The organism is Streptomyces canarius (assembly GCF_014650735.1).
GTDB lineage: Bacteria > Actinomycetota > Actinomycetes > Streptomycetales > Streptomycetaceae > Streptomyces > Streptomyces olivaceoviridis.
Genome location: NZ_BMVN01000001.1, coordinates 562,745 through 580,891 on the forward strand (window position 1 = coordinate 562,745; position 18,147 = coordinate 580,891).

Consider the following 18,147-nt stretch of genomic DNA (forward strand, 5'->3'; position numbering starts at 1 on the left):
CGGCCGTACCCCGCCGAGAGGGCGCCACCACTCCTGCGCACCACCCGACTCAGGGGCCGGCGGTCCCCGCGCCCCGCCGCCGGCCGTACGTCAGGTGCAGCACATGCCGGCCCAGGGCCACCGCGTTGACCAGGAGGACCGCGCTCAGGGCCGTGGCCCACCCCGAGTGGCGGAACAGGGTGACGCCCGCCCACGACCCCAGGCTTCCGCCGAGGAAGACGCAGGTCATGTAGGTGGTGTTGAGCCGGCTCCTGGCGTCGGGGCGCACGCCGAAGATGCGGGTCTGGTTGGCCACCTGTCCGGACTGGAGGGCGACGTCCAGCACGAGCATCCCGGCGATCAGCGCCGTCATGCCGCCCGCGCCGCCCGCCGACGCGGGCAGCAGGACGACCGGGGCCGCCAGCGCGCCGAGCAGACACCACAGGCTCATGCGGTCGGTGCCGTACCGGTCGATGAGCCGGCCCGCGAACGGGGTCGACAGGACGCTGCCGGCCCCCACCAGGGCGACGAGTCCGACGGCCCCGGTACCGAGGTGGTAGGCGGGCCCGGTCATGAGCAGGGGCACCAGCGTCCAGGCGGCGCTGAATCCGGCGAACACCAGCGCCTGGTAGAGGCAGGAGCGGCGCAGTTCGGGGACCGTGCGCAGCAGCTCGGCGGGTGCCTTCAGCAGGTCGAGGTAGGCGGGCGCGCTCGCCGGCCGGTGGGCCGGGACGAGACTGGGCACGACGGCGGCGAGGATGAGGACGAGGGCACCGGCCAGGAGGTAGGGCGCGCGCCAGCCGAGCCAGCCGCCCAGGCCGCCGCCGAACGCCCGGGCGAGCAGGATGCCCAGGGTGAGGCCGCTGAGCAGGATGCCGGTCGCCGCGCCCCGCCGGTGTTCGGCGACGAGACCGGCGGCCAGCGGGATGATGATCTGCGGTACCACGGTGGTCGTTCCGACCAGGACGCTGGCGACGGTCAGGACGAGCGGTGTCGTCGCGGTACCGGCGATGAGGAGGCCCGCCCCGGTGAGGGAGAGCAGGACGGCGAGCAGCCGGCGCCAGGGGAGGCGGTCGCCGAGCGGGACGAGGAGGAAGATGCCCGCCGCGTAGCCGAACTGACCGGCCGTCACGACGAACGCGGCCGAGCCGGACGATATGGAGAAGCCGTCGGCGATGAGCGGGGTGAGGGCCTGCGGGAAGTAGATGTTGGCGACGCTGACGCCGCAGGTGAGGGACAACAGGGCCAGGAGCCGGCCGGGTAACCGGGTCGCGGTGGCGGAGGGTGCGGAGGTGACGGACACGAAAGCCCCAAGAGGAGACGCGGAAGCCCAACAGGAAGCGAGAACCGGTTCAAGTGGTTCCTCAAGGTACCAGTCGAACCGGTTCCCTCAGTAGGCTTGCCGGCATGAACAGGCCGGGCTCGATCGTCTTCCGGCAGGGCGCGGGGCGCCTCAGCCTCGACTTCCTGCGCACCTTGCGGTACCGCGGCGACGCCGGTGAGGTGGAGGAACTGCGCACACCACAGGAGCTGTTGGCGTGGGCCGAACAGTGCTGCGCCTGCGCCCCGGCGGCGGGATCGCGGCCGGTGCGCCAGGAGGACGTGAACCGTGCGCGGGAGGCGCGCGAGGTGCTGTACGGCCTGCTGGCGGGCAGGCTGGGCGACACGGGCCCGGTCCGGGTGCCCGCGGACGTCCGCGCACGCCTCAACGCATGGGCGTCCGCGCCCCCACCGGTGCCCCACCTCGACGCGGCCGGCCGGCTGAGGTGGCAGGCCGGCGATGTCGCCGGCGCGGTGCTGTCCCTGGTGGCGCGGGACGCGCTGGACCTCGTCACCTCCCCGGCGATGGAGCGCGTACGCCGTTGCGGTGGTCCGCGTTGCGGGGCCCTGTTCCTCGACAACTCCCGCCCCGGGAAGCGCCGCTGGTGCTCGATGGGCGCATGCGGCAACCACGAGAAGAAGCGGGCGATGCGGGAGCGGACGGCACCGGCCTCCGGCTGACCCGCGAACTGCACCGGTCTCGGGCTGACTCCGCGAACTGCACCGGTCTCGGGCTGACTCCGCGAACTGCACCGGCTTCGGGTCGATTCCGCGGACTGCACCGGCTTCGGGCGGACTCCGCGGATGGTCCCGGCTTCGGGTCGTCTCCGCGGATGGTCCCGGCCTCCGGCTGACCCACGGACAGCCCCGGCCTCCCGCCGACTTCACGGACAGTCCCGTCCTCCCGCCGACTCCGCGGACGGCACCGGCGTACGCCTGGACTCCTCAGCGGTTCACGCGGACGTCTGCTCCAGCAGGAACGGGCTGACGTGCCGGGGGTCTCTGGTGCAGGGGACCACCGCGTGCAGCACTTCCACGGTCCGCTCGATGATGTCCTCCCGGTCGTGCAGGACCCAGGACATGTGCTGGGCGCCGAAGAACGCCGAGACCAGCACCCGGGCCAGCGCCGCGGGCGGTGTCTCGTGCTCCAGTTCCCCGGCGGCCAGCGCGCTGCGGAACCAGGACGTGATCAGCGCGGTGTAGTCCTGGAACGGGATGGGCAGGTCGACGTCGATCAGCCCCCGCTCTATCTGGAGCCGTGCCCCGGCCTTCATCATCGGCTCGTCCCGCAGCGCCGCCGCCGTGCGCAGCAGCAGTTCCGCCACCGAGGCGACCGGCGGAAGCTCCAGTTCGGCGACGGCGTCGGAGATGGCGGGCAGCCGCTTGTAGAACTCGGTGGTCACCGCGAGGGCCAGTGCCTCCTTGTTGGTGAAGTGGAAGTACACGGCGCCCTTCGTCATGCCGGACAGTTCGGCGACATCGAGCATCGTCACGGCCGGATAGCCCCGTTGGGCGAACGCCCGGGCCGCGGCCAGCAGGATGTTCCCCCGCGAACGGATGGCACGCTCCTGCTTGAGCTCCTTGCGCGGCGCCGTCGGGCCGTGGCCGGCGGTCGTGTCGTGGGGGTCGTTCATCTGGCGTCTCCAATGCCTAGGGGTCCCTCTTCCGCGCGCCGGCGAGACGTTCCATGCCAGGGAATAAACCTTCCCAAAGGTAGGTTTGACGTGGGGGGTTGGCCGTTCGGCCGTCTCCGACGCAACCGGGGGAGTATGCATGAGCGAGGTGCAGCAGGGTAACGCAGGCGCGCGGACCAGCCCTGGCGGACATGCGGGGCGACTCACCTTCCAACGGACCGTTCCCCGGCACCTGGTGCACCGGGCGTCCGTGGCGGAGGTGTTCCTCACGGACGCGCTGGCGCTCGGTGACGACCGCTTCCTGGTCGCCGCGCAGTGGCCGCGTGATCACGCTCTCTACCATCCTGACGTTCTCGGGCGCAGCGATCCCCTGCTCGCCGCCGAGACCATCCGCCAGGCACTCGTCTACCTCGCGCACTGGCACTACGGGATACCGCTGGACCGGCGGTTCGTCGGCCGGCGCATGGAACTGGACATCACGGAACCGCAGGCACTGCGGGTCACCGGGCAGCCGCTGCCCGTCGTGCTGGAGGCTCGCTGGGAGTGGGTGGACAGCCGGCCACCGCACCGCCACGGCATGCGGCTGGAGGCCGAACTGGTCGTGGGCGACCGGAAGACCGGCCGGGGGAGCCTCCAGGTCGTCGCCCTGGACGAGCGTCGCTACTCCGTGCTGAGAAGGCGAACGGGCGGCAGTGGCACGGCGATTCCCGCGCAGCGGCGCCGGGTGCTCACCCTGCCCGCCGCGCAGGTGGGGCGGCTGCGCGGCAAGGACAGCGTGCTGGCCGCGACCGGGCGGGCCGGCGAATGGGAGCTCCACGCCGACCTCGACCACGCCGTCCTCTTCGACCATCCCACGGATCATGTCCCGCTGATGGTCCTGTTGGAAGGGGTGCGCCAGCTCGGTCACCTGGTGACCAAGGGCTCCGGTGCGAGCGGGGGCCGGCCCGCGGTCGCCTCCCAGCTCACCTCCCTGACGGTCGACTGCCTCGCCTTCGCGGAGCTGGACCCGCCCGTCCGGCTCAGGGTCACCGACGACCGCACCACTCCCTGCGGCGGCCGGTACCTGGCCATCGACGCCGCCCAGGACGACCGCGGCGTCGCCGCGATCACGGGGCGCTGGCACCACGCCGGGACGCCCGTGCCGTCCGACAGCCATCGATAGCCTCTTCCGGCCGTCCCCGTCAGGAAACAGCGTCATGCCTACCGATGAGCAGACCTCCGACAACACACCGATACCGCGAGCGACGCCTGCCCCGGGACGTCCCGGCGACGCGACGGCCGTCCAGGGGGTGCCGCAACCCCCCGCGCCCGCCGCCGGGCCGGACGCCGTCCGGGGAACCGCACTGAGCCAGGGGGGACTTGAGCGCGCCGCTCGCGTGGCCGCTCGCCTCGCCCCGGAGGCGCACGCCCGGCGCCGCCTCCACGAGGAGACACTGCGCGCTCTGGACGAGGCCGGGTTCGCCCGGCACTTCGTCCCCGGCCGGTGGGGCGGCGGCAGCGGCACGTTCCGTGAACTGCTGCACGCCACCGCCGCGTTGGCCGAGAGCTGCGCGTCCGCAGCCTGGTGCGGCATGCTCTGGGCGGTGCACGGCCGGTTCGCCGCGCGCCTCCCGCTGCCGGCGCAGCGGGAGTTGTGGGGCGCGGGTCCGGACACCCGGATCGCCGCGGGCCTGTGGCCGTCGTCCGGCCGGGCCCGGAAGGCGCCCCTGGGATGGCTGGTCGAGGGCCGCTGGCCGGTGGTCAGCGGCGTCCACCACGCCGCGTGGCTCCTCCTGGTCGCGCCGGAGGACGAGGGAGGCCCGTCCCGGGTCTTCGCCGTGCCGCGCGAGGCCGTGGCCGTGAACGACACCTGGGACGCGGCCGGGTTGCGTGCCACCGGCAGCCACCACGTCACGCTCACCGAGACGTTCGTGCCCGAGCACCGGAGCCTGCCGCTGTCCGCCCTGCTGGAGGCGCGCGAGGACCGGGACGGGGCGCGGTGCCACACGGCCCCGGCCCAGCTGGCCGGTCAGCTCCTGATGTGCGCCCCGGCCCTGGGCGCCGCCAGAGCGGCGCTGCGCGCGTGGACGCGCCAGGTCAGGACCGGGCTGGAGGCGCCGCGGCACGCGCCCCGCCGCATCGGCCTGGCCCGGGCCGGCGCGGACATCGACGCGGTCGAACTGCTGCTGGACGCCGCCGCCCGCCGCGCCGACTCCGCGCCCGTCACCCCGGGGACGGTGGCCCGTAACCAACGGGACGCGGCCGTCTCCGCGCAGCGCCTGGCCGACGCGGTGTCCTCCCTCACGCAGGACGTCACCGGTCCGCCGGACGCCCTCGACGACGAGTTCCGGCGCAGGCGGGACGACGTACGGACGGTCGCCACGCACGGCGCGCTGAGTCTGGACGCGGCAGCCGCCGCCTATGCCGCGGGCCTGCCGGCCGGTGAGCGTCCATGACGGGCACCCCCTCCGCCGCGTCCCCGGGCGTGGCCGCGAGAGGCCCGGCGAGCATCGTCTTCAGCGACGTCGACGAGACGTTGATCGCGTGCAAGAGCCTGTTCGACTTCATGGACCACTACTTCCTCGGCGGGCTCCGGGCGCACCGCGCGCAGGACACGCGCCGCGCCGTCGGACGGCTGCTCGCCGCCGGCGGCGGTCGCGTGGAGGCCAACCGGCTCTACTACCGGGTGTGGAGCGGCGAGGCGGTGGCCGACGTCGAGGCGGCGGCGAAGCGCTGGGCGGCCGACCGGCAGCGCGACCACCGGCTCTTCCTGGAGGCCACCCGCGCCGCCCTGTTGCGGCACCGCGCGCGGGGCGCCCTGCTGGTGCTGGTGTCCGGCTCGTTCCCCGCGTTGCTGGCACCGATCGCGTCAGAGGTGGGAGCCGGCCACCTGCTGTGCAGCCGCCCCGAGATCCGCCACGGCCGCTACACCGGGGAGCTGGTCGGTGATCCGGTCATCGGCGCGGGCAAGCTGCGGGCAGTGGAGGAGGTCTTCCGCCGCTATCCGCACGTCTCGCCCGCGGTCTGTCACGCCTACGGCGACCACATCAGCGACCTGCCGATGCTCGCGGCCGTGGGACACCCGGTGGTGGTGGGGGACGACCCGGAGCTGAGCCGGGCCCTGCCGGGCGCGCACCGCCTGCCCGCCCGGCAGGACCCCGGTCACCGCTGACCGCACAGGGCGGGCAGGGAAGGCGGAGCGGCCTCGCCGCCGCGCACGACCTGCTGCCACAGGGCGCACACCGCGTCACCGAACCGGTCCATGCCGCACGCGGGCGTGGTGTAGTAGACGCCGTACATGAGGACCAGCAGCAACTGCCCCAGCCATTCGGGGTCCTGCACCCCCGCCGACTGCCCCTGCCGCCGGGCCTCGGCCGCCAGCCCCAGCACGCAGCCGCTGAAGTCCATGGCGAAACGGGGGAGCCGGCCGTGTGCGCGGGCGTCCTCGCTGGCCAGGTGGAACCCGGCGCGGAAGCGGAGATCCGCCTGGAGCCGCCCGGCGAGCGCGTCCGTGACGAGGCGCAGCCGCTCCGCCGGTGACAGGTCGGTCCGTCCGGACTGCGCCAGAAGTTCGCGCCAGGTGCCTTCGAACGGCGCGGTCAGCGCGTTCGCCAGCAGGCGCTTCGACGTGAAGTGCGCGTACAGAGCCCCCTTGGTCAGGTTGGCTTCCGCGGCCACGCGCTGGAGGTTGGCCCCCACATAGCCGTGGCGGACGAACTCCGCGGCTGCCGCGTCCAGCAGCAGCTCATGGGTCCTTCGTGCTCTGTCCTGCTTGACCACAGCGCCCCTTCGGCATCGGAACGAAGAACAAACCATCATTACGGAATTTTTTATCAGCGAGGCAGGGCGGACAAGCGGAAGGGCACGAGCTGTCCGAAACCGGCACCGGGGCCGCCCCGGCCGCACGCCCCCGCTCGGACCTCGCGAAGTCGTACCGCCACCTCGGCAGGTTCCCCGCACTCCCGGGCCCGCGCGCTCACGCGTCAGGTATACAGCGGCGGGGCCGGTACGCACCCGAGGTGCCGGCACAGCGACAAGGAGACCCGATGCTCGCCGAACCGAAGGGGCTGTCCGTCTTCTACCCCGCGCCGCCCCGGGACCTGGACGGCATGGCGGCCTTCGCGTCCTTCGTCCGGCGCCTGGGTGCCGGACGGCTGTGGCTGGGGCAGTCCTTCCACCTCGAATCCCAGATGGCGCTGGCCGCGCTCGCCGCCCGGCAGCCGGGTCTCCCGCTCGGCACCGCGGTCTCCCTGGCGCCGCTGCGCCATCCGTACCAGGCCGCCGTCGAGGCCCGCACGGTGAGCGTGCTGTCGAAGGCGCCGTACGTCGCCGGGTACGGGCCGGGCTCGCTCGACCTCCAGGAGCGCCTGCTGCCGGAGCCGTACGGCAGCCCCCTGACGGCCATGGCCGATTACGCGACGGTCATGCGGCGGTTACTGGACGGGGACGCCGTCGAGCACCGGGGGGCGGCGCACACCACCCGCTACGTCCTGCCCGAACTGCCCAGTCCGGGCGTCGAGGTGGGGCTCGGGGTGCTCCGCCCCGGGATGGCGAGAACCGCGGGCGCCTGCGCCGACGTGGCCATCACCTGGCTCGCGCCGCTGCCCTACCTCGCCGACCGGATCATGCCCGCGCTGCGTGCCGGGGCCCGTGCGGCTCACCGGCCCGTGCCGCGGGTGGCGAGCGTCGTGCACCTCGCGGTACGACGGCCGGGACGCGACCTGGACCGGGTGGCCTTCGCCGCCGTGGGAGCCCACCTCGGGTCCGCCCACTACACCGACATGCTCCGCCGGGCGGGGCTGGACGTCGACCCGGGCCGCCCCCGGGAGGCGGCCGGCCGGCTCGTCGGCGACGGCGTCCACCTGACCGGTGATCCGAAGGACATCGCGGAGCGACTGCGCGCGTACCGGGCCGAGGGCGTCGACGAGGTGATCCTCAACGTCACCGGGGTGTTCCTCACCGAGGGCGCACGTGCGGCCCTGGAGGACCTGCACGCCGTCACAACCGCTTTCCAGTCCTGATCAAGCGACAACTTCCCAGCTCACCAGGGGAATTCGCAAAGTCGTTCCTACATCCGGGAAAACTACCTGTGGGAAGGTATTTTTGGCTGCGGCCGGTCGGCCGGCGGCCGGCACCCGCTGCGGTGGGTGGGTAACAAGGGGGAACACCGGATGTTAGAGATGTACGAGGGGCACCCGACCATCCCGGAGAGCGCCGCCGTCGCAGCCTTCGTCAACGAGATCTTCGCCTCGCTCCCGCGCGTCGACCAGCGCAGGTGGGCGCAGGCGTACCTGCACGGTCTGCTGACCGTGCCGGGCAGGAAGACCCTGCGCGGCCTCGCCCAGGCGGTCACTCCCCGTACGGCGTCCGCGCACGGTCTCCAGCAGTTCATCAACGGCAGTCCCTGGGACTGGGCCCCGGTGCGCCAGGCCCTGGCGCGGGCCATCACCGGACACGGCCGGCCACGGGCCTGGAGCATCGCCACCATCACCATCCGCAAGCGCGGCCACCACTCGGTGGGCGTCCACCGGCGCTTCGACCCCCGGGCCGGACGCGTCCTCAACTGCCAGCTCGCCATAGGGCTGTTCGCGGTCACGGCGCACGGCAGCCTGCCCGTGGACTGGCGGCTGCTCCTGGACGGCACCTGGAGCACCGACACCGTACGACGCGGACGGGCCCGTGTGCCCGACACGGAGACCGCGCGGACCCTGGCCGAACACGTACGGGAACTGGTGACCGGGGCCCCGGCCGTGCCGGACGGGAGCCAGGCGCCCTGGGTGCTGGACCTGACCGAGACCCCGGACGCCGCCCTGGTCGTCGACGCGCTGACGGAACACGGGCAGGACTTCCTGTGCGAGGTCGGCCCGGCCCAGCGGATGCACCTGGCCGCCCTGGGCCGGCGTCCCGTGTCGGCCGCCACCGCCATGACCCACCGCCCGGGACAGCCGGCCCTCGCCTCGGCGGTCCCCCCGGACGACCGCCGTCCGGGGCGCTTCCTGCTGCACACCGGACCCGCCTGCCTCGCCGGAGGACCGCACAGCGTCCCGCTCTCCCACCGGCTCGTCATGCAGCCCGCCTCGCCCTTCCACCGGGACGGGCGGTACTGGCTGACGAACATGGCGACCCGGATCCACGAGGTGCCGGCACTGGCGGAGACCGTCACGGCCACGGACTGCGCCATCGCCGACCTCATCGACGACTTCGGCGTCCAGGACTTCGAAGGACGTTCCTACCCGGGCTGGCACCACCACATGACGATGGCCGCGGCCGCCTATGTCTTCAGCCGCCTCCACCACACCGCGCCCCGGACCTGCCGGCACGGTCACCACCCGACCCCGAGGGGGGCACTGCTCGAACTCACGTCCTAGACGACCTGGACGACGTCACGCCGATGCCGTATCCGAGCCGAAAGGCAGGGGGAAGGAACGACAATGGCCCACCGGAAGTCGTCGAACGCCGGCGGACCTCCATCCGACCATCCGTCACCGAACGAGGCGCCGACGACGGAGGAGCACGCCGTCCTCACGGCGGTCTCCCCGACCGTTCACACGGTCGACATCAGCGACCTGCTCCCCGCGGACTCGCCCCGCAGCGTCCAGGAGGACGACGAGCACGTCCGCACCCTCGCCGAGAGCGACGCGCCACTGCCACCCGTGATCGTGCACGCCGGCACCCTGCGCCTCATCGACGGGACGCACCGCGTGCACGCCGCCAGGCTGCGCGGACAGACGACGATCCCGGCCCGCTTCTACGAAGGACCGGACGACGGCGCCTTCGTCCTGGCCGTGGCCTCGAACGTACGGCACGGGCTGCCGCTGTCCAGGGCCGAGCGGCTGACCGCCGCCGAACGCGTCCTCGACTCGCACCCGCACTGGTCCGACCGCGCCGTCGCCCAGGTCACGGGCCTGTCGGCGACCACGATCGGCAAGCTCCGGCAGAGGTGTGCAACCGGCCGGGAACAGCAGTTGCACACCCGGATCGGCCGGGACGGGCGGGCCCGTCCGGTCGACGGGGCGGACGGCCGGGAGCGCGCGGCGGCCTTCCTGCGACGGCACCCCGACGCGTCCCTGCGGCAGGTGGCACAGGCCGCGGGAATCTCCCCCGGCACCGCGCGCGACGTACGCCGGCGATTACAGCGCAGCGAGGACCCGCTGCCGCCCCGGTTGCGCCGGCGGACGGGGGGAGCCGCGCAGGCCGACCCGCCCCGACCGCCGGAGCGGACCGGGCGCCGGCCGAGCGGCCCGACGCTCGCGGCCCTCATGCGGGACCCCTCCCTGCGGCACACCCAGACCGGGCGCCTGCTGCTGAAACTGCTCGACAACCGGCTCCTGTCGCAGGCCGAGAGCGAGCGGCTGATAGCCGGCCTTCCGCCCCACAGCCTGTCGGGACTGTCCGCCGCCGCACGCGAATGCGCGCAGGTGTGGCTCGACTTCAGCAGACGCCTGGAAGAAAGAGGATGAGCTCTCCATGCCGAACACACTCTCCACGCCGCACGCACGCGGTGCGCGCCGGCACGTGCGGGCCCTGGAACTGTCCCGCGTCCCCCAGGTGAACGAACTGCTGGACACACTCGGGCTCGGCCGGCTGCGCGAGGCGGACGTGACGTCGTACCCCGGCCGGAACGCCAACTGGGCCGGCACCACCACACGCGGCGTCAAACTGTTCGTCAAACGGCTCGACGGCGCGGGGCGGGCACCCGGCCGTCGGCTGGAGCGGGCCATCGCCTTCGAACAGGCCCGGCGCGCCGGTGACCGCTCCCGCCACCTCGGGCCGACGTGCCTGGGCTGGGACCCGGCCGCCTGCCTCATGGCGTTCGAACTGCTGGAGGACGCGCGCTCGGGCAGCGACGTCGCCGAGACCGACGACGGCTTCTCCACGGCCTGGTGCGAGCGCGCCGGCGAACTCGTCGCCGACGTCCACGACCTGGCACCGGACCCGTCGTTGCCCGCCGCACCCGCGTCCTTCTTCCCTCGCGAGTCGTTGCGCGCCCTCACCGCGGAGACCTACCTCAACTCGACGCGGGCGGAACTGGACGCCTGGGCGCTGCTGCAACGCGACACCCCGCTGCACGAGGCCCTCGACCGGCTGCGGGACGCCTCGGCCACGGCCGTCGCCCGGCCCCTCCACGCCGACCTGCGCCTGGACCAGTTCCTGATCTCGGCGGGCGAGATGTACCTGTCGGACTGGGAGGAGTTCTGCCTCGGCGACCCGGCCCGCGACCTCGGCAGTCTCGCGGGGGAGTGGCTGTTCCGCTCGCTGACCCGGGTGATCCGCGGTGAGAGCGCGCCCGCACCGACCCACGAGGAGATGACCGCACGGCTGACCGAGGCGATCGCCGCGGCCCGGGTGCGGATCGCCGCCTTCTGGCGGAGCTACCTGACCGCCCGGCACCGGGCGGTGGACGCGGGGCGGGCGTGCTCCCACGGTGCGCCGGACCGGGACCTCGCGGTACGCGCCGCCGCCTACGCGGGCTGGCACATGTACGACCGCCTGCTGGCCGGCGCCACGCAGTCCGCCCGGCTGGGCGCGGTCGACCGCGCCGCCGCCGGAATCGGCCGACGGATCCTCCTCGCCCCCGAACGCTTCACGACGACCCTCGGCCTGGAGGTGGCCGCATGACCGACGAGGCGCGTCTGCCCGAGACTCCGCGCGTGGTGCGTCTTCCAAGGGAGCCCGAGTCCGGAGGTCGCCGCATGACTGGTGACCCGTGCCTGCTCGCCGTCCCTGTCGACGCCACGTTCATCGAGCCGGAGTTGCCCGCTCGCCGGGTGCCGGTCGCTTCCCTCGGCCTGGAGGTAGCCCAGTGACCAGTGGCGCGCGCTTGCCCGAGGACCTGCGGGCGGCCCTGTACGCCGTCCGTGTCGATGCCGCCGCGGCCGAGGCCGAGTTGGCCGACCGGCGGGTGGCCGCCGAGGACGCCCGGCAGTTGACCGGTCTGCTCGCCGACGCCCTCTACGCGAGCCTGCACGCCGGTCTGCCCGAGTCGTCGGCCCCTTCCCGGCGGCTGCGTGACCCGGAACTGGAAGAGGCGCTGGTCCGTCAGGTGCCGCATGCCACCTACCCCTCGGACGCCGAGCTGATCGGCAGCCGCCCGCCGGCTTCCGGCACCGGTGGCGACGTCGTGGTGCGGACAGGGGGCGTGGCGGTGGCGGTGCCCGGCGCCTGGGTGGACGGACCGGTGGAGGACGGGCGGCCGGTCAGGCTCGCCTGGCCTGCCGCCCACCCGGCGGTCTCGCCGGGATTCTTCTTCGTCACCGGCTCGCAGGGACCACCGCCCCGCGAACTGCCCCTGCTCCGCGTCTACCTGCACGTCCGCGACGAGGACGCCGCCCCCGCGCTGTTCGGGCGGGTGCTGAGGGCGCTGGAGGCCGGCGGGCGGCCCTACAGGGCCAAGGCGGCCTCCGTTCCTCATCAGTACCCGCGGTACGACGCCGTCGTCGTGTATCTCGCTGCCGAGGACCGGGCGCTGGCCGACCTGGTGGCCCGCGAGGTGGAGGGACATCCCGCACTGGGCGAGGAGACGTCGCTCTTCGCCCGACGGCACGCGCCCGGCCTGGCGTCGGCGGCGGAGCCCGGGGACCCACGGCCGGGCATGCGGGGGATGAGCTTCGGCCAGCACCGCAGTCACGTCATGGCCCAGGCCCTGGTCGAGCACGCCACCACGGGCCGCGGCGAGCCCCTCGACCTGTTGCTCGCCCGCCGGCTGGCCGAGGCGTCCATCGATCCCTCCGACCCGTCCCGCAATCTCGCCGCATGATGTAGCGCGTATGTCACACGGCGGTCACCCGGAAAGGTGCCGGACTGTGCAAGATGCATCTTGGTGGTCAGATCCGTGCTTGCTATAAAAGGAATGTCTCCGGCCGGAGCCCCTGAAAACAAACAGGAGGTAGCAGCATGATGAACGAGACCGCCGAACTGGCCACTGGTTTCGACGCCTACACCGACCTTGAGGAACTCGCCGCCGCCGTCGAGGCGTCGACCGAGGCCAAGACGCCGGGATTCTCCATCACCCCGACCTTCAGCCTCACCGGCCAGCACTGACGAACCGCGCCGCACGGCGCGGACGCCGAGCCCGGGAGAACTCACCGTTCTCCCGGGCTCTTTTGTCGTCCGCGGCGTGCAACTTCCGGCCGGCGGGGCTTGCCCGGAGTCCCGGTCCTTCCCAGAATGGAGAACGAAGCCGCGAGGTGGGAGCACTGTTCGCGGAGTGAGCGAAGAAGGCCTCGGATTCCCTTTTGAGAAGGTGGATCCGCTGTCCGGCGCCCAGGCTGCTGCCGTGAGGCCGAAGCTCTCCTGTTTCAGCGTCAATGTCGACGCGTTCCCTCGAAGTTCATGTCCTGCGGTTTTCTCTCGTAGCCCATTCCGGGACAGTACGGAGCTATCTCATGAATGAATTCAGCGTTGAGCACGCGCTGCCTTCCGTCTTGCCGGACGAGGAGACGCAAGCGTGGCTGGACCGGGTCCAGCGGATCGCGCCGGTCATCGAGGCGGCGCGCGAGCAGGCCGACCGTGAACGCGTGACCCCGCGGCCCGTGTTCGAGGCCCTGCGGGACGCGGGGATCCCGCGGATGTGGGTCTCGCGGCGGTTCGGCGGCTCGCAGGTCAGCATCCGGACCGGCTCCGCCGTCATCCAGGCGCTCGCCCGTCTGGACGCCTCCGTGGCCTGGCAGATGGGCGTGCAGGGCGCCATCGGCCGGCTCGCCGACTACCTGCCCGAGGCCACCTCCACCGAGCTGTTCCGCGACCACGACGGCCTCGTCGTGGGCGGCGTCAACCCCTCCGGCCGCGCCGAGGCCGTCCCGGGCGGATACCGGCTCAGCGGCGAGTGGGCGTTCGCCAGCGGGTCGGCCCACGCCGACTGGCTGGTGTGCGCGGCCTTCGTCACCGAGGGGGGAGAGGTGCGCCGCACCGACAGCGGCCCCGAACTGCGCATGCTGTTCGTGCCGCGCAAGTCGGTCGAGTTGCAGGACACCTGGTACACCGTCGGGCTGCGCGGAACCGGCAGCAACCACTACACCGTCCAGGACGTCTTCGTCCCGCGGGAATACACCGTCGACGGCGCGGAGATGACCCGTCCGCCGGCCGCCCGCGCATCACGCGCTTACGCCGTCAGCTACGACGACTTCGGGCCGTTCACGTCCGCCTCCACCGCGCTCGGAATCGCCCAGGACGCGGTCGGCGCGTTCAAGGAACTCGCCGTCAAGAAGACCGCGACCGGTGCGAGCAGCACGCTGGCCACCAGCCATGTGGTCCAGGAGAAACTGGCGCGCGCCGAAATGCTCGTTCACACCACGCGCCTGCTGCTCGCCGACACCGCCGACCGCGTCAGTGAATTCGGTGAGACCGGTGGAAAGCCGCTGACGGCGCTCGTGCGCCTGACCGCCGCGACGGTGGCGGAGAACACCTCGGCCGCGGTCGACATCGCCTACAACCTGGCGGGCGCCACCTCCGTCTACGCCACCAGCCGGCTGGAGCGCTGTTTCCGTGACGTGCATTCCGCGGTCAAGCACATCACGCTGTCGTCCACGCACTACGAAATGGCCGGCCAGTACCTCCTCGGCGGAGAACTGCTGAAGCGCCGCTGACCCCGAGAAGTATCCAAGAACCCGATGCCGGCACATCCCGGAGGAAACCAGTGGAATCGATGAAGGCAGTTCAGCTCCTGGCCCCGCGCAAGACCGTTCTGGCCGAACTCCCGGTCCCCGCGGCCCCGGTCGACGGCCTGTTGATGAAGACGCGGTGCGTGTCGATCTGCTCCACCGACATCTCCTTCTACGAAGGACACCTCTTCCCGTCCGAATATCCCGTCATCCTGGGTCACGAGTACCTGGGCGAAGTGGTCGACATCGGCCCCGAGTTCGACGGCGGCTCCGTCGACGTCAAGGTCGGGGACCGCATCGTCTACTGGGGCCAGACGGACTTCGGCGGCTTCGCCGAGTACCGCACCGTGCGCCCCATCTTCTCCGGTCAGGTGAAGGAGGACGTCTTCGCCGCCGACCGCAACTTCAACGACGACCGGCGAGCGGCGGCGGTGAAGATACCGGAGGAGATGGGCGACCTGGAGGCCTCGTTCATCGAGCCGGTCACCGGCGCGATGCGCTCGGTGCTGTCCAACCCGCCGCGGGTCGGCGACAAGGTGCTCATCCTGGGCACCGGCCCCATCGGCATCATCGCGGGCAGCGTGATCAAGAAGCTCCTCGCCGCCAACACGGTCGTCTCCGTCGACACCAACCCGGCCCGCAACGCCTTCGCCGAGAGCCAGTTCTCCGACCGGGCCTACCTGCCGGAGGAGCTGATCGACTCCGTCCCGGAGGGGACCTTCGACTACGTCTTCGACGCCCTGCCCACCGTCAAGGGCGTGGACGAGGAGAAGGACCCGCGCCGGGTCGCGATGCGCAAGATGAAGGCCGGGGGCCGCTACGTCCTCTACGGGGCGTCCCAGGAGATGCAGAAGTTCGACACCTGGCTCATGCTCGCCAAGGGCATCAACATCCGCTCGGCGCCCTTCGACGTCACCCACTTCCCGATGCACAAGAGCGCCAACGTCATCGCGGCGGCCATGCAGATGCTGCTCCGGGGCATCGTCGACGGCAAGGCGCTGCTGTCCACCGTCCACCCCTTCGACGACTACGACGGTCTGGTGGCCATCTTCGAGAACTACCGGTTCACCACCGACCTGAAGACCATCGTCGACTTCCGCAAGTGACCCGCCGCCGGGTGTGCCGCCGGCGACCACCGACCGGCACACCCGGCGCGGCGCCCCCGCCCCAGCCCGCTGCACAAGGAGCTTCCGGATGGACGACGAAGACACGCAGGCACCGCGAGCGCAGGCCGGCCTCGTGGTCGTGGCCAACCGCCTGCCCGTGAGCCTGGAACGCGACGCCGCCGGCCGCCCGCACTGGCGGCACAGCCCCGGAGGCCTCGTCAACGCCCTGGAGCCGTTCCTGCGCGGAAGGCGGGGCGTGTGGGTGGGGTGGCCCGGGACCACGGCCCACGACCTGCCCGCCCTCCCGGACGACGGCCTGCGCCTGCACCCCGTGCGGCTCTCCGCCGACGACGTCCGCGGTTTCTACGAGGGCTTCTCCAACGGCACCCTCTGGCCGCTGTACCACGACGTGATCGTGCCGCCCGAGTACCACCGCGGCTGGTGGGATGCCTACGTGCGGGTCAACCGCACGTTCGCCGAGGCCGCGAGCAGGGCCAGCGGTCCCGGAGCCACCGTGTGGGTCCAGGACTACCAGCTCCAGCTCGTGCCGGCCATGCTCCGCGAGCTGCGCCCCGACGTGCGCATCGGCTTCTTCCTGCACATCCCGTTCCCGCCCGTGGAACTGTTCATGCAGCTGCCCTGGCGGACCGAGATCGTGCGCGGCCTGCTCGGCGCCGACCTCATCGGCTTCCACCGGCCCGGCGGCGCGCGGAACTTCCGCTGGCTCGCGCACCGGCTCACCGGCCTGCCCACCGCACCGCACCCCGCGTCCGGTTCAGGCCAGGAGATGGTCCGTCTCGGTGACCGTGACGTCCGCATCGGGGCCTTCCCCATCTCCATCGACGCGGCCGAACTCGACCGGCTCGCCCGGCGGCCCGACGTCCAGCGGCGCGCCCGGCAGATCCGCGAGGAACTCGGCGACCCCGAGAAGATCATCCTCGGGGTGGACCGGCTGGACTACACGAAGGGCATCGACGTCCGCCTCCGGGCGGTCCACGAGATGCTCTCCGAGGGGCGCATCCGTCCCGACCGGGTCGCCTTCGTCCAGATCGCCATCCCCAGCCGCGAACGCGTCGAGCACTACGTCCGGTTGCGCGAGGACATCGAGCGCGCCGTCGGACGGGTCAACGGCGAGTTCAGCCGCGTCGGCCGGCCGGTCGTCCACTATCTGCACACCTCCGTCAGCCGGGAGGAACTCGCCGCCTTCTACAGTGCGGCCGACGTCATGCTGGTGACCCCGCTGCGTGACGGCATGAACCTCGTCTGCAAGGAGTACGTCGCCTGCCGGTACCGCGAGGACGGGGCCTTGGTGCTCAGCGAGTTCGCGGGCGCGGCGGCCGAGCTGACCGGGGCGTTCCTGGTCAACCCGCACCACCTGGACGACGTCGAGAACTCCCTCGCCGAGGCACTGGCCCAGTCCCCGCACCAGGCACGCCTCCGCATGGGCGGACTGCGGCGCCAAGTCCTCACCCATGACGTGGAGTTCTGGGCCCGTTCGTTCCTCGCCGCCCTGTCCGACGGCCGCCCCGGCGTTCCCGGCTCCCCCGTGGCGGACGGTTCCGCACCGCTCGCCTCCGACACCGAATGGGCCCTGACATGACACCCGTACCGCCCGTCCCCCTGCGGAAGGCCGTCATCCCCGCGGCAGGCATGGGAACGCGGTTCCTGCCCGCCACGAAGGCCACGCCCAAGGAGATGCTGCCCGTCGTCGACAAGCCGGCCATCCAGTACGTCGTCGAGGAGGCCGTGGCCGCCGGACTGACCGACGTCCTCATGGTCACCGGACGCAACAAGAGGGCGCTGGAGGACCACTTCGACCGCAACCAGGAGCTGGAACGCCTCCTGCGGGCCAAGGGTGACCACGGCCGGCTGGAGAAGGTGCGGGCCACCAACGACCTCGCCGCCCTGCACTACGTGCGACAGGGAGAGCCCATGGGGCTCGGCCACGCCGTCCTGTGCGCCGCCCCGCACGTGGGGGACGAGCCCTTCGCCGTACTGCTCGGGGACGACCTCATCGACCCGCGCGACCCCCTGCTCGCCCGGATGGCCGAGGTCCAGGGCGAGTACGGCGGCAGCGTCATCGCCCTGATGGAGGTCGACCCCGCGCAGATCCACCTCTACGGCTGTGCGGCGGTCGACCTCACCAAGGACTCCGACGTCGTCCAGGTGACCTCCCTCGTGGAGAAGCCGCAGCCCGGCACGGCGCCCAGTGACCTCGCCGTCATCGGCCGGTACGTGCTGTCCCCGGCCGTCTTCGACGTCCTGCGCGACACCCCGCCCGGCAGGGGAGGGGAGATCCAGCTCACCGACGCGCTGCAACGGCTGCTGTCCGACGGGGACGAGCAGATCCACGCCGTCGTCTTCAAGGGCCGCCGCTACGACACCGGTGACCGCGGCGACTACCTGCGCGCCATCGTGCGGCTCGCGTGCGAACGCGAGGACCTCGGCGAGGAGTTCCGTACCTGGCTCCACCGGTATGTCACCGAGTCGATGCCGAAGAGCCCCTGACACCGGCCACCCCCCTCACCC

Annotated in this window: 17 protein-coding genes; 14 read left to right on the forward strand and 3 right to left on the reverse strand. The window is 72.4% G+C overall.

Annotated elements, in window-relative coordinates:
- Positions 1 to 49: 49 nt before the first annotated feature.
- Complete coding sequence (locus tag IE294_RS02335; RefSeq protein ID WP_189881724.1) at positions 50 to 1,282, reverse strand: MFS transporter; 1,233 nt, start codon at positions 1,280 to 1,282, stop codon at positions 50 to 52.
- Between the two features lie 104 nt (positions 1,283 to 1,386).
- Between IE294_RS02335 and IE294_RS02340 the strand changes: the two genes are divergently transcribed.
- A complete protein-coding gene (locus tag IE294_RS02340) occupies positions 1,387 to 1,980 on the forward strand; it encodes a CGNR zinc finger domain-containing protein (RefSeq protein ID WP_189881732.1) in 594 nt (197 codons plus the stop codon).
- A gap of 272 nt (positions 1,981 to 2,252) precedes the next feature.
- Here IE294_RS02340 and IE294_RS02345 read toward each other — a convergent pair whose 3' ends face one another.
- Entirely contained in the window at positions 2,253 to 2,933 is a 681-nt protein-coding gene (locus IE294_RS02345) for a ScbR family autoregulator-binding transcription factor (protein WP_189881734.1), read from the reverse strand.
- Positions 2,934 to 3,072: 139 nt separating this feature from the next.
- Between IE294_RS02345 and IE294_RS02350 the strand changes: the two genes are divergently transcribed.
- From IE294_RS02350 to IE294_RS02360, 3 genes are all read left to right on the forward strand, one after another.
- On the forward strand, positions 3,073 to 4,095 hold the full coding sequence (locus tag IE294_RS02350; protein ID WP_229916993.1) for a ScbA/BarX family gamma-butyrolactone biosynthesis protein: 1,023 nt from the start codon (positions 3,073 to 3,075) through the stop codon (positions 4,093 to 4,095).
- 214 nt (positions 4,096 to 4,309) lie between these two features.
- Positions 4,310 to 5,368, forward strand: coding sequence for an acyl-CoA dehydrogenase family protein (locus IE294_RS02355; RefSeq protein WP_189881736.1), 1,059 nt, complete (start codon positions 4,310 to 4,312; stop codon positions 5,366 to 5,368).
- Positions 5,365 to 6,084: an HAD-IB family hydrolase gene (locus tag IE294_RS02360; protein WP_189881738.1), complete on the forward strand. Its 720-nt coding sequence runs from the start codon at positions 5,365 to 5,367 to the stop codon at positions 6,082 to 6,084. The genes IE294_RS02355 and IE294_RS02360 overlap by 4 nt, the downstream gene beginning before the upstream one ends.
- Here IE294_RS02360 and IE294_RS02365 read toward each other — a convergent pair.
- Positions 6,075 to 6,692 (reverse strand): TetR family transcriptional regulator, encoded by a 618-nt coding sequence (locus IE294_RS02365; RefSeq protein WP_189881740.1) that lies wholly within the window; start codon positions 6,690 to 6,692, stop codon positions 6,075 to 6,077. The two genes, IE294_RS02360 and IE294_RS02365, sit on opposite strands and share 10 nt — an antisense overlap.
- 266 nt (positions 6,693 to 6,958) lie before the next feature.
- Between IE294_RS02365 and IE294_RS02370 the strand changes: the two genes are divergently transcribed.
- The 10 genes from IE294_RS02370 to galU all read left to right on the forward strand — a co-directional run bounded on the left by IE294_RS02370 (position 6,959) and on the right by galU (position 18,126).
- A complete protein-coding gene (locus tag IE294_RS02370; protein ID WP_189881742.1) occupies positions 6,959 to 7,933 on the forward strand; it encodes an LLM class flavin-dependent oxidoreductase in 975 nt (324 codons plus the stop codon).
- 150 nt (positions 7,934 to 8,083) lie between these two features.
- Complete coding sequence (locus tag IE294_RS02375; RefSeq protein WP_229916994.1) at positions 8,084 to 9,280, forward strand: IS701 family transposase; 1,197 nt, start codon at positions 8,084 to 8,086, stop codon at positions 9,278 to 9,280.
- A gap of 63 nt (positions 9,281 to 9,343) precedes the next feature.
- Positions 9,344 to 10,372 carry a ParB/RepB/Spo0J family partition protein gene (locus IE294_RS02380; RefSeq protein WP_189881744.1) on the forward strand — a complete coding sequence of 343 codons (1,029 nt, stop codon included), beginning with the start codon at positions 9,344 to 9,346 and terminating at the stop codon, positions 10,370 to 10,372.
- A 7-nt stretch (positions 10,373 to 10,379) separates the two neighbouring features.
- Complete coding sequence (gene lxmK, locus IE294_RS02385) at positions 10,380 to 11,531, forward strand: class V lanthionine synthetase subunit LxmK (RefSeq protein ID WP_229916995.1); 1,152 nt, start codon at positions 10,380 to 10,382, stop codon at positions 11,529 to 11,531.
- Between the two features lie 184 nt (positions 11,532 to 11,715).
- The gene (locus IE294_RS02390; protein ID WP_189881746.1) at positions 11,716 to 12,669 is read left to right on the forward strand and encodes a T3SS effector HopA1 family protein; all 954 of its coding nucleotides are present in this window, start codon (positions 11,716 to 11,718) and stop codon (positions 12,667 to 12,669) included.
- Positions 12,670 to 12,806: 137 nt separating this feature from the next.
- Positions 12,807 to 12,953, forward strand: coding sequence for an LxmA leader domain family RiPP (locus IE294_RS02395; protein WP_014675881.1), 147 nt, complete (start codon positions 12,807 to 12,809; stop codon positions 12,951 to 12,953).
- Positions 12,954 to 13,297: 344 nt separating this feature from the next.
- Positions 13,298 to 14,497: an acyl-CoA dehydrogenase family protein gene (locus IE294_RS02400; RefSeq protein WP_189881749.1), complete on the forward strand. Its 1,200-nt coding sequence runs from the start codon at positions 13,298 to 13,300 to the stop codon at positions 14,495 to 14,497.
- Between the two features lie 59 nt (positions 14,498 to 14,556).
- Entirely contained in the window at positions 14,557 to 15,618 is a 1,062-nt protein-coding gene (locus IE294_RS02405) for a zinc-dependent alcohol dehydrogenase (protein WP_229887068.1), read from the forward strand.
- An 88-nt stretch (positions 15,619 to 15,706) separates the two neighbouring features.
- Positions 15,707 to 17,218, forward strand: a complete 1,512-nt coding sequence (locus IE294_RS02410) for an alpha,alpha-trehalose-phosphate synthase (UDP-forming) (RefSeq protein WP_189881751.1) — start codon at positions 15,707 to 15,709, stop codon at positions 17,216 to 17,218.
- Positions 17,215 to 18,126: a UTP--glucose-1-phosphate uridylyltransferase GalU gene (gene galU, locus IE294_RS02415; RefSeq protein ID WP_189881753.1), complete on the forward strand. Its 912-nt coding sequence runs from the start codon at positions 17,215 to 17,217 to the stop codon at positions 18,124 to 18,126. Before IE294_RS02410 ends, galU begins: the two co-directional genes overlap by 4 nt.
- The last annotated feature ends 21 nt before the right edge of the window (positions 18,127 to 18,147 follow it).

Excerpts from the sequence above, each read along its gene's own strand:
- IE294_RS02340 (WP_189881732.1), top strand. The coding sequence starts at position 1,387 with ATGAACAGGCCGGGCTCGATCGTCTTCCGGCAGGGCGCGGGGCGCCTC.
- IE294_RS02345 (WP_189881734.1), bottom strand. The coding sequence starts at position 2,933 with ATGAACGACCCCCACGACACGACCGCCGGCCACGGCCCGACGGCGCCG.
- IE294_RS02350 (WP_229916993.1), top strand. The coding sequence starts at position 3,073 with ATGAGCGAGGTGCAGCAGGGTAACGCAGGCGCGCGGACCAGCCCTGGC.
- IE294_RS02360 (WP_189881738.1), top strand. The coding sequence starts at position 5,365 with ATGACGGGCACCCCCTCCGCCGCGTCCCCGGGCGTGGCCGCGAGAGGC.
- IE294_RS02370 (WP_189881742.1), top strand. The coding sequence starts at position 6,959 with ATGCTCGCCGAACCGAAGGGGCTGTCCGTCTTCTACCCCGCGCCGCCC.
- IE294_RS02375 (WP_229916994.1), top strand. The coding sequence starts at position 8,084 with ATGTTAGAGATGTACGAGGGGCACCCGACCATCCCGGAGAGCGCCGCC.
- IE294_RS02380 (WP_189881744.1), top strand. The coding sequence starts at position 9,344 with ATGGCCCACCGGAAGTCGTCGAACGCCGGCGGACCTCCATCCGACCAT.
- lxmK (WP_229916995.1), top strand. The coding sequence starts at position 10,380 with ATGCCGAACACACTCTCCACGCCGCACGCACGCGGTGCGCGCCGGCAC.
- IE294_RS02395 (WP_014675881.1), top strand. The coding sequence starts at position 12,807 with ATGATGAACGAGACCGCCGAACTGGCCACTGGTTTCGACGCCTACACC.
- IE294_RS02400 (WP_189881749.1), top strand. The coding sequence starts at position 13,298 with ATGAATGAATTCAGCGTTGAGCACGCGCTGCCTTCCGTCTTGCCGGAC.
- IE294_RS02405 (WP_229887068.1), top strand. The coding sequence starts at position 14,557 with ATGAAGGCAGTTCAGCTCCTGGCCCCGCGCAAGACCGTTCTGGCCGAA.
- IE294_RS02410 (WP_189881751.1), top strand. The coding sequence starts at position 15,707 with ATGGACGACGAAGACACGCAGGCACCGCGAGCGCAGGCCGGCCTCGTG.
- galU (WP_189881753.1), top strand. The coding sequence starts at position 17,215 with ATGACACCCGTACCGCCCGTCCCCCTGCGGAAGGCCGTCATCCCCGCG.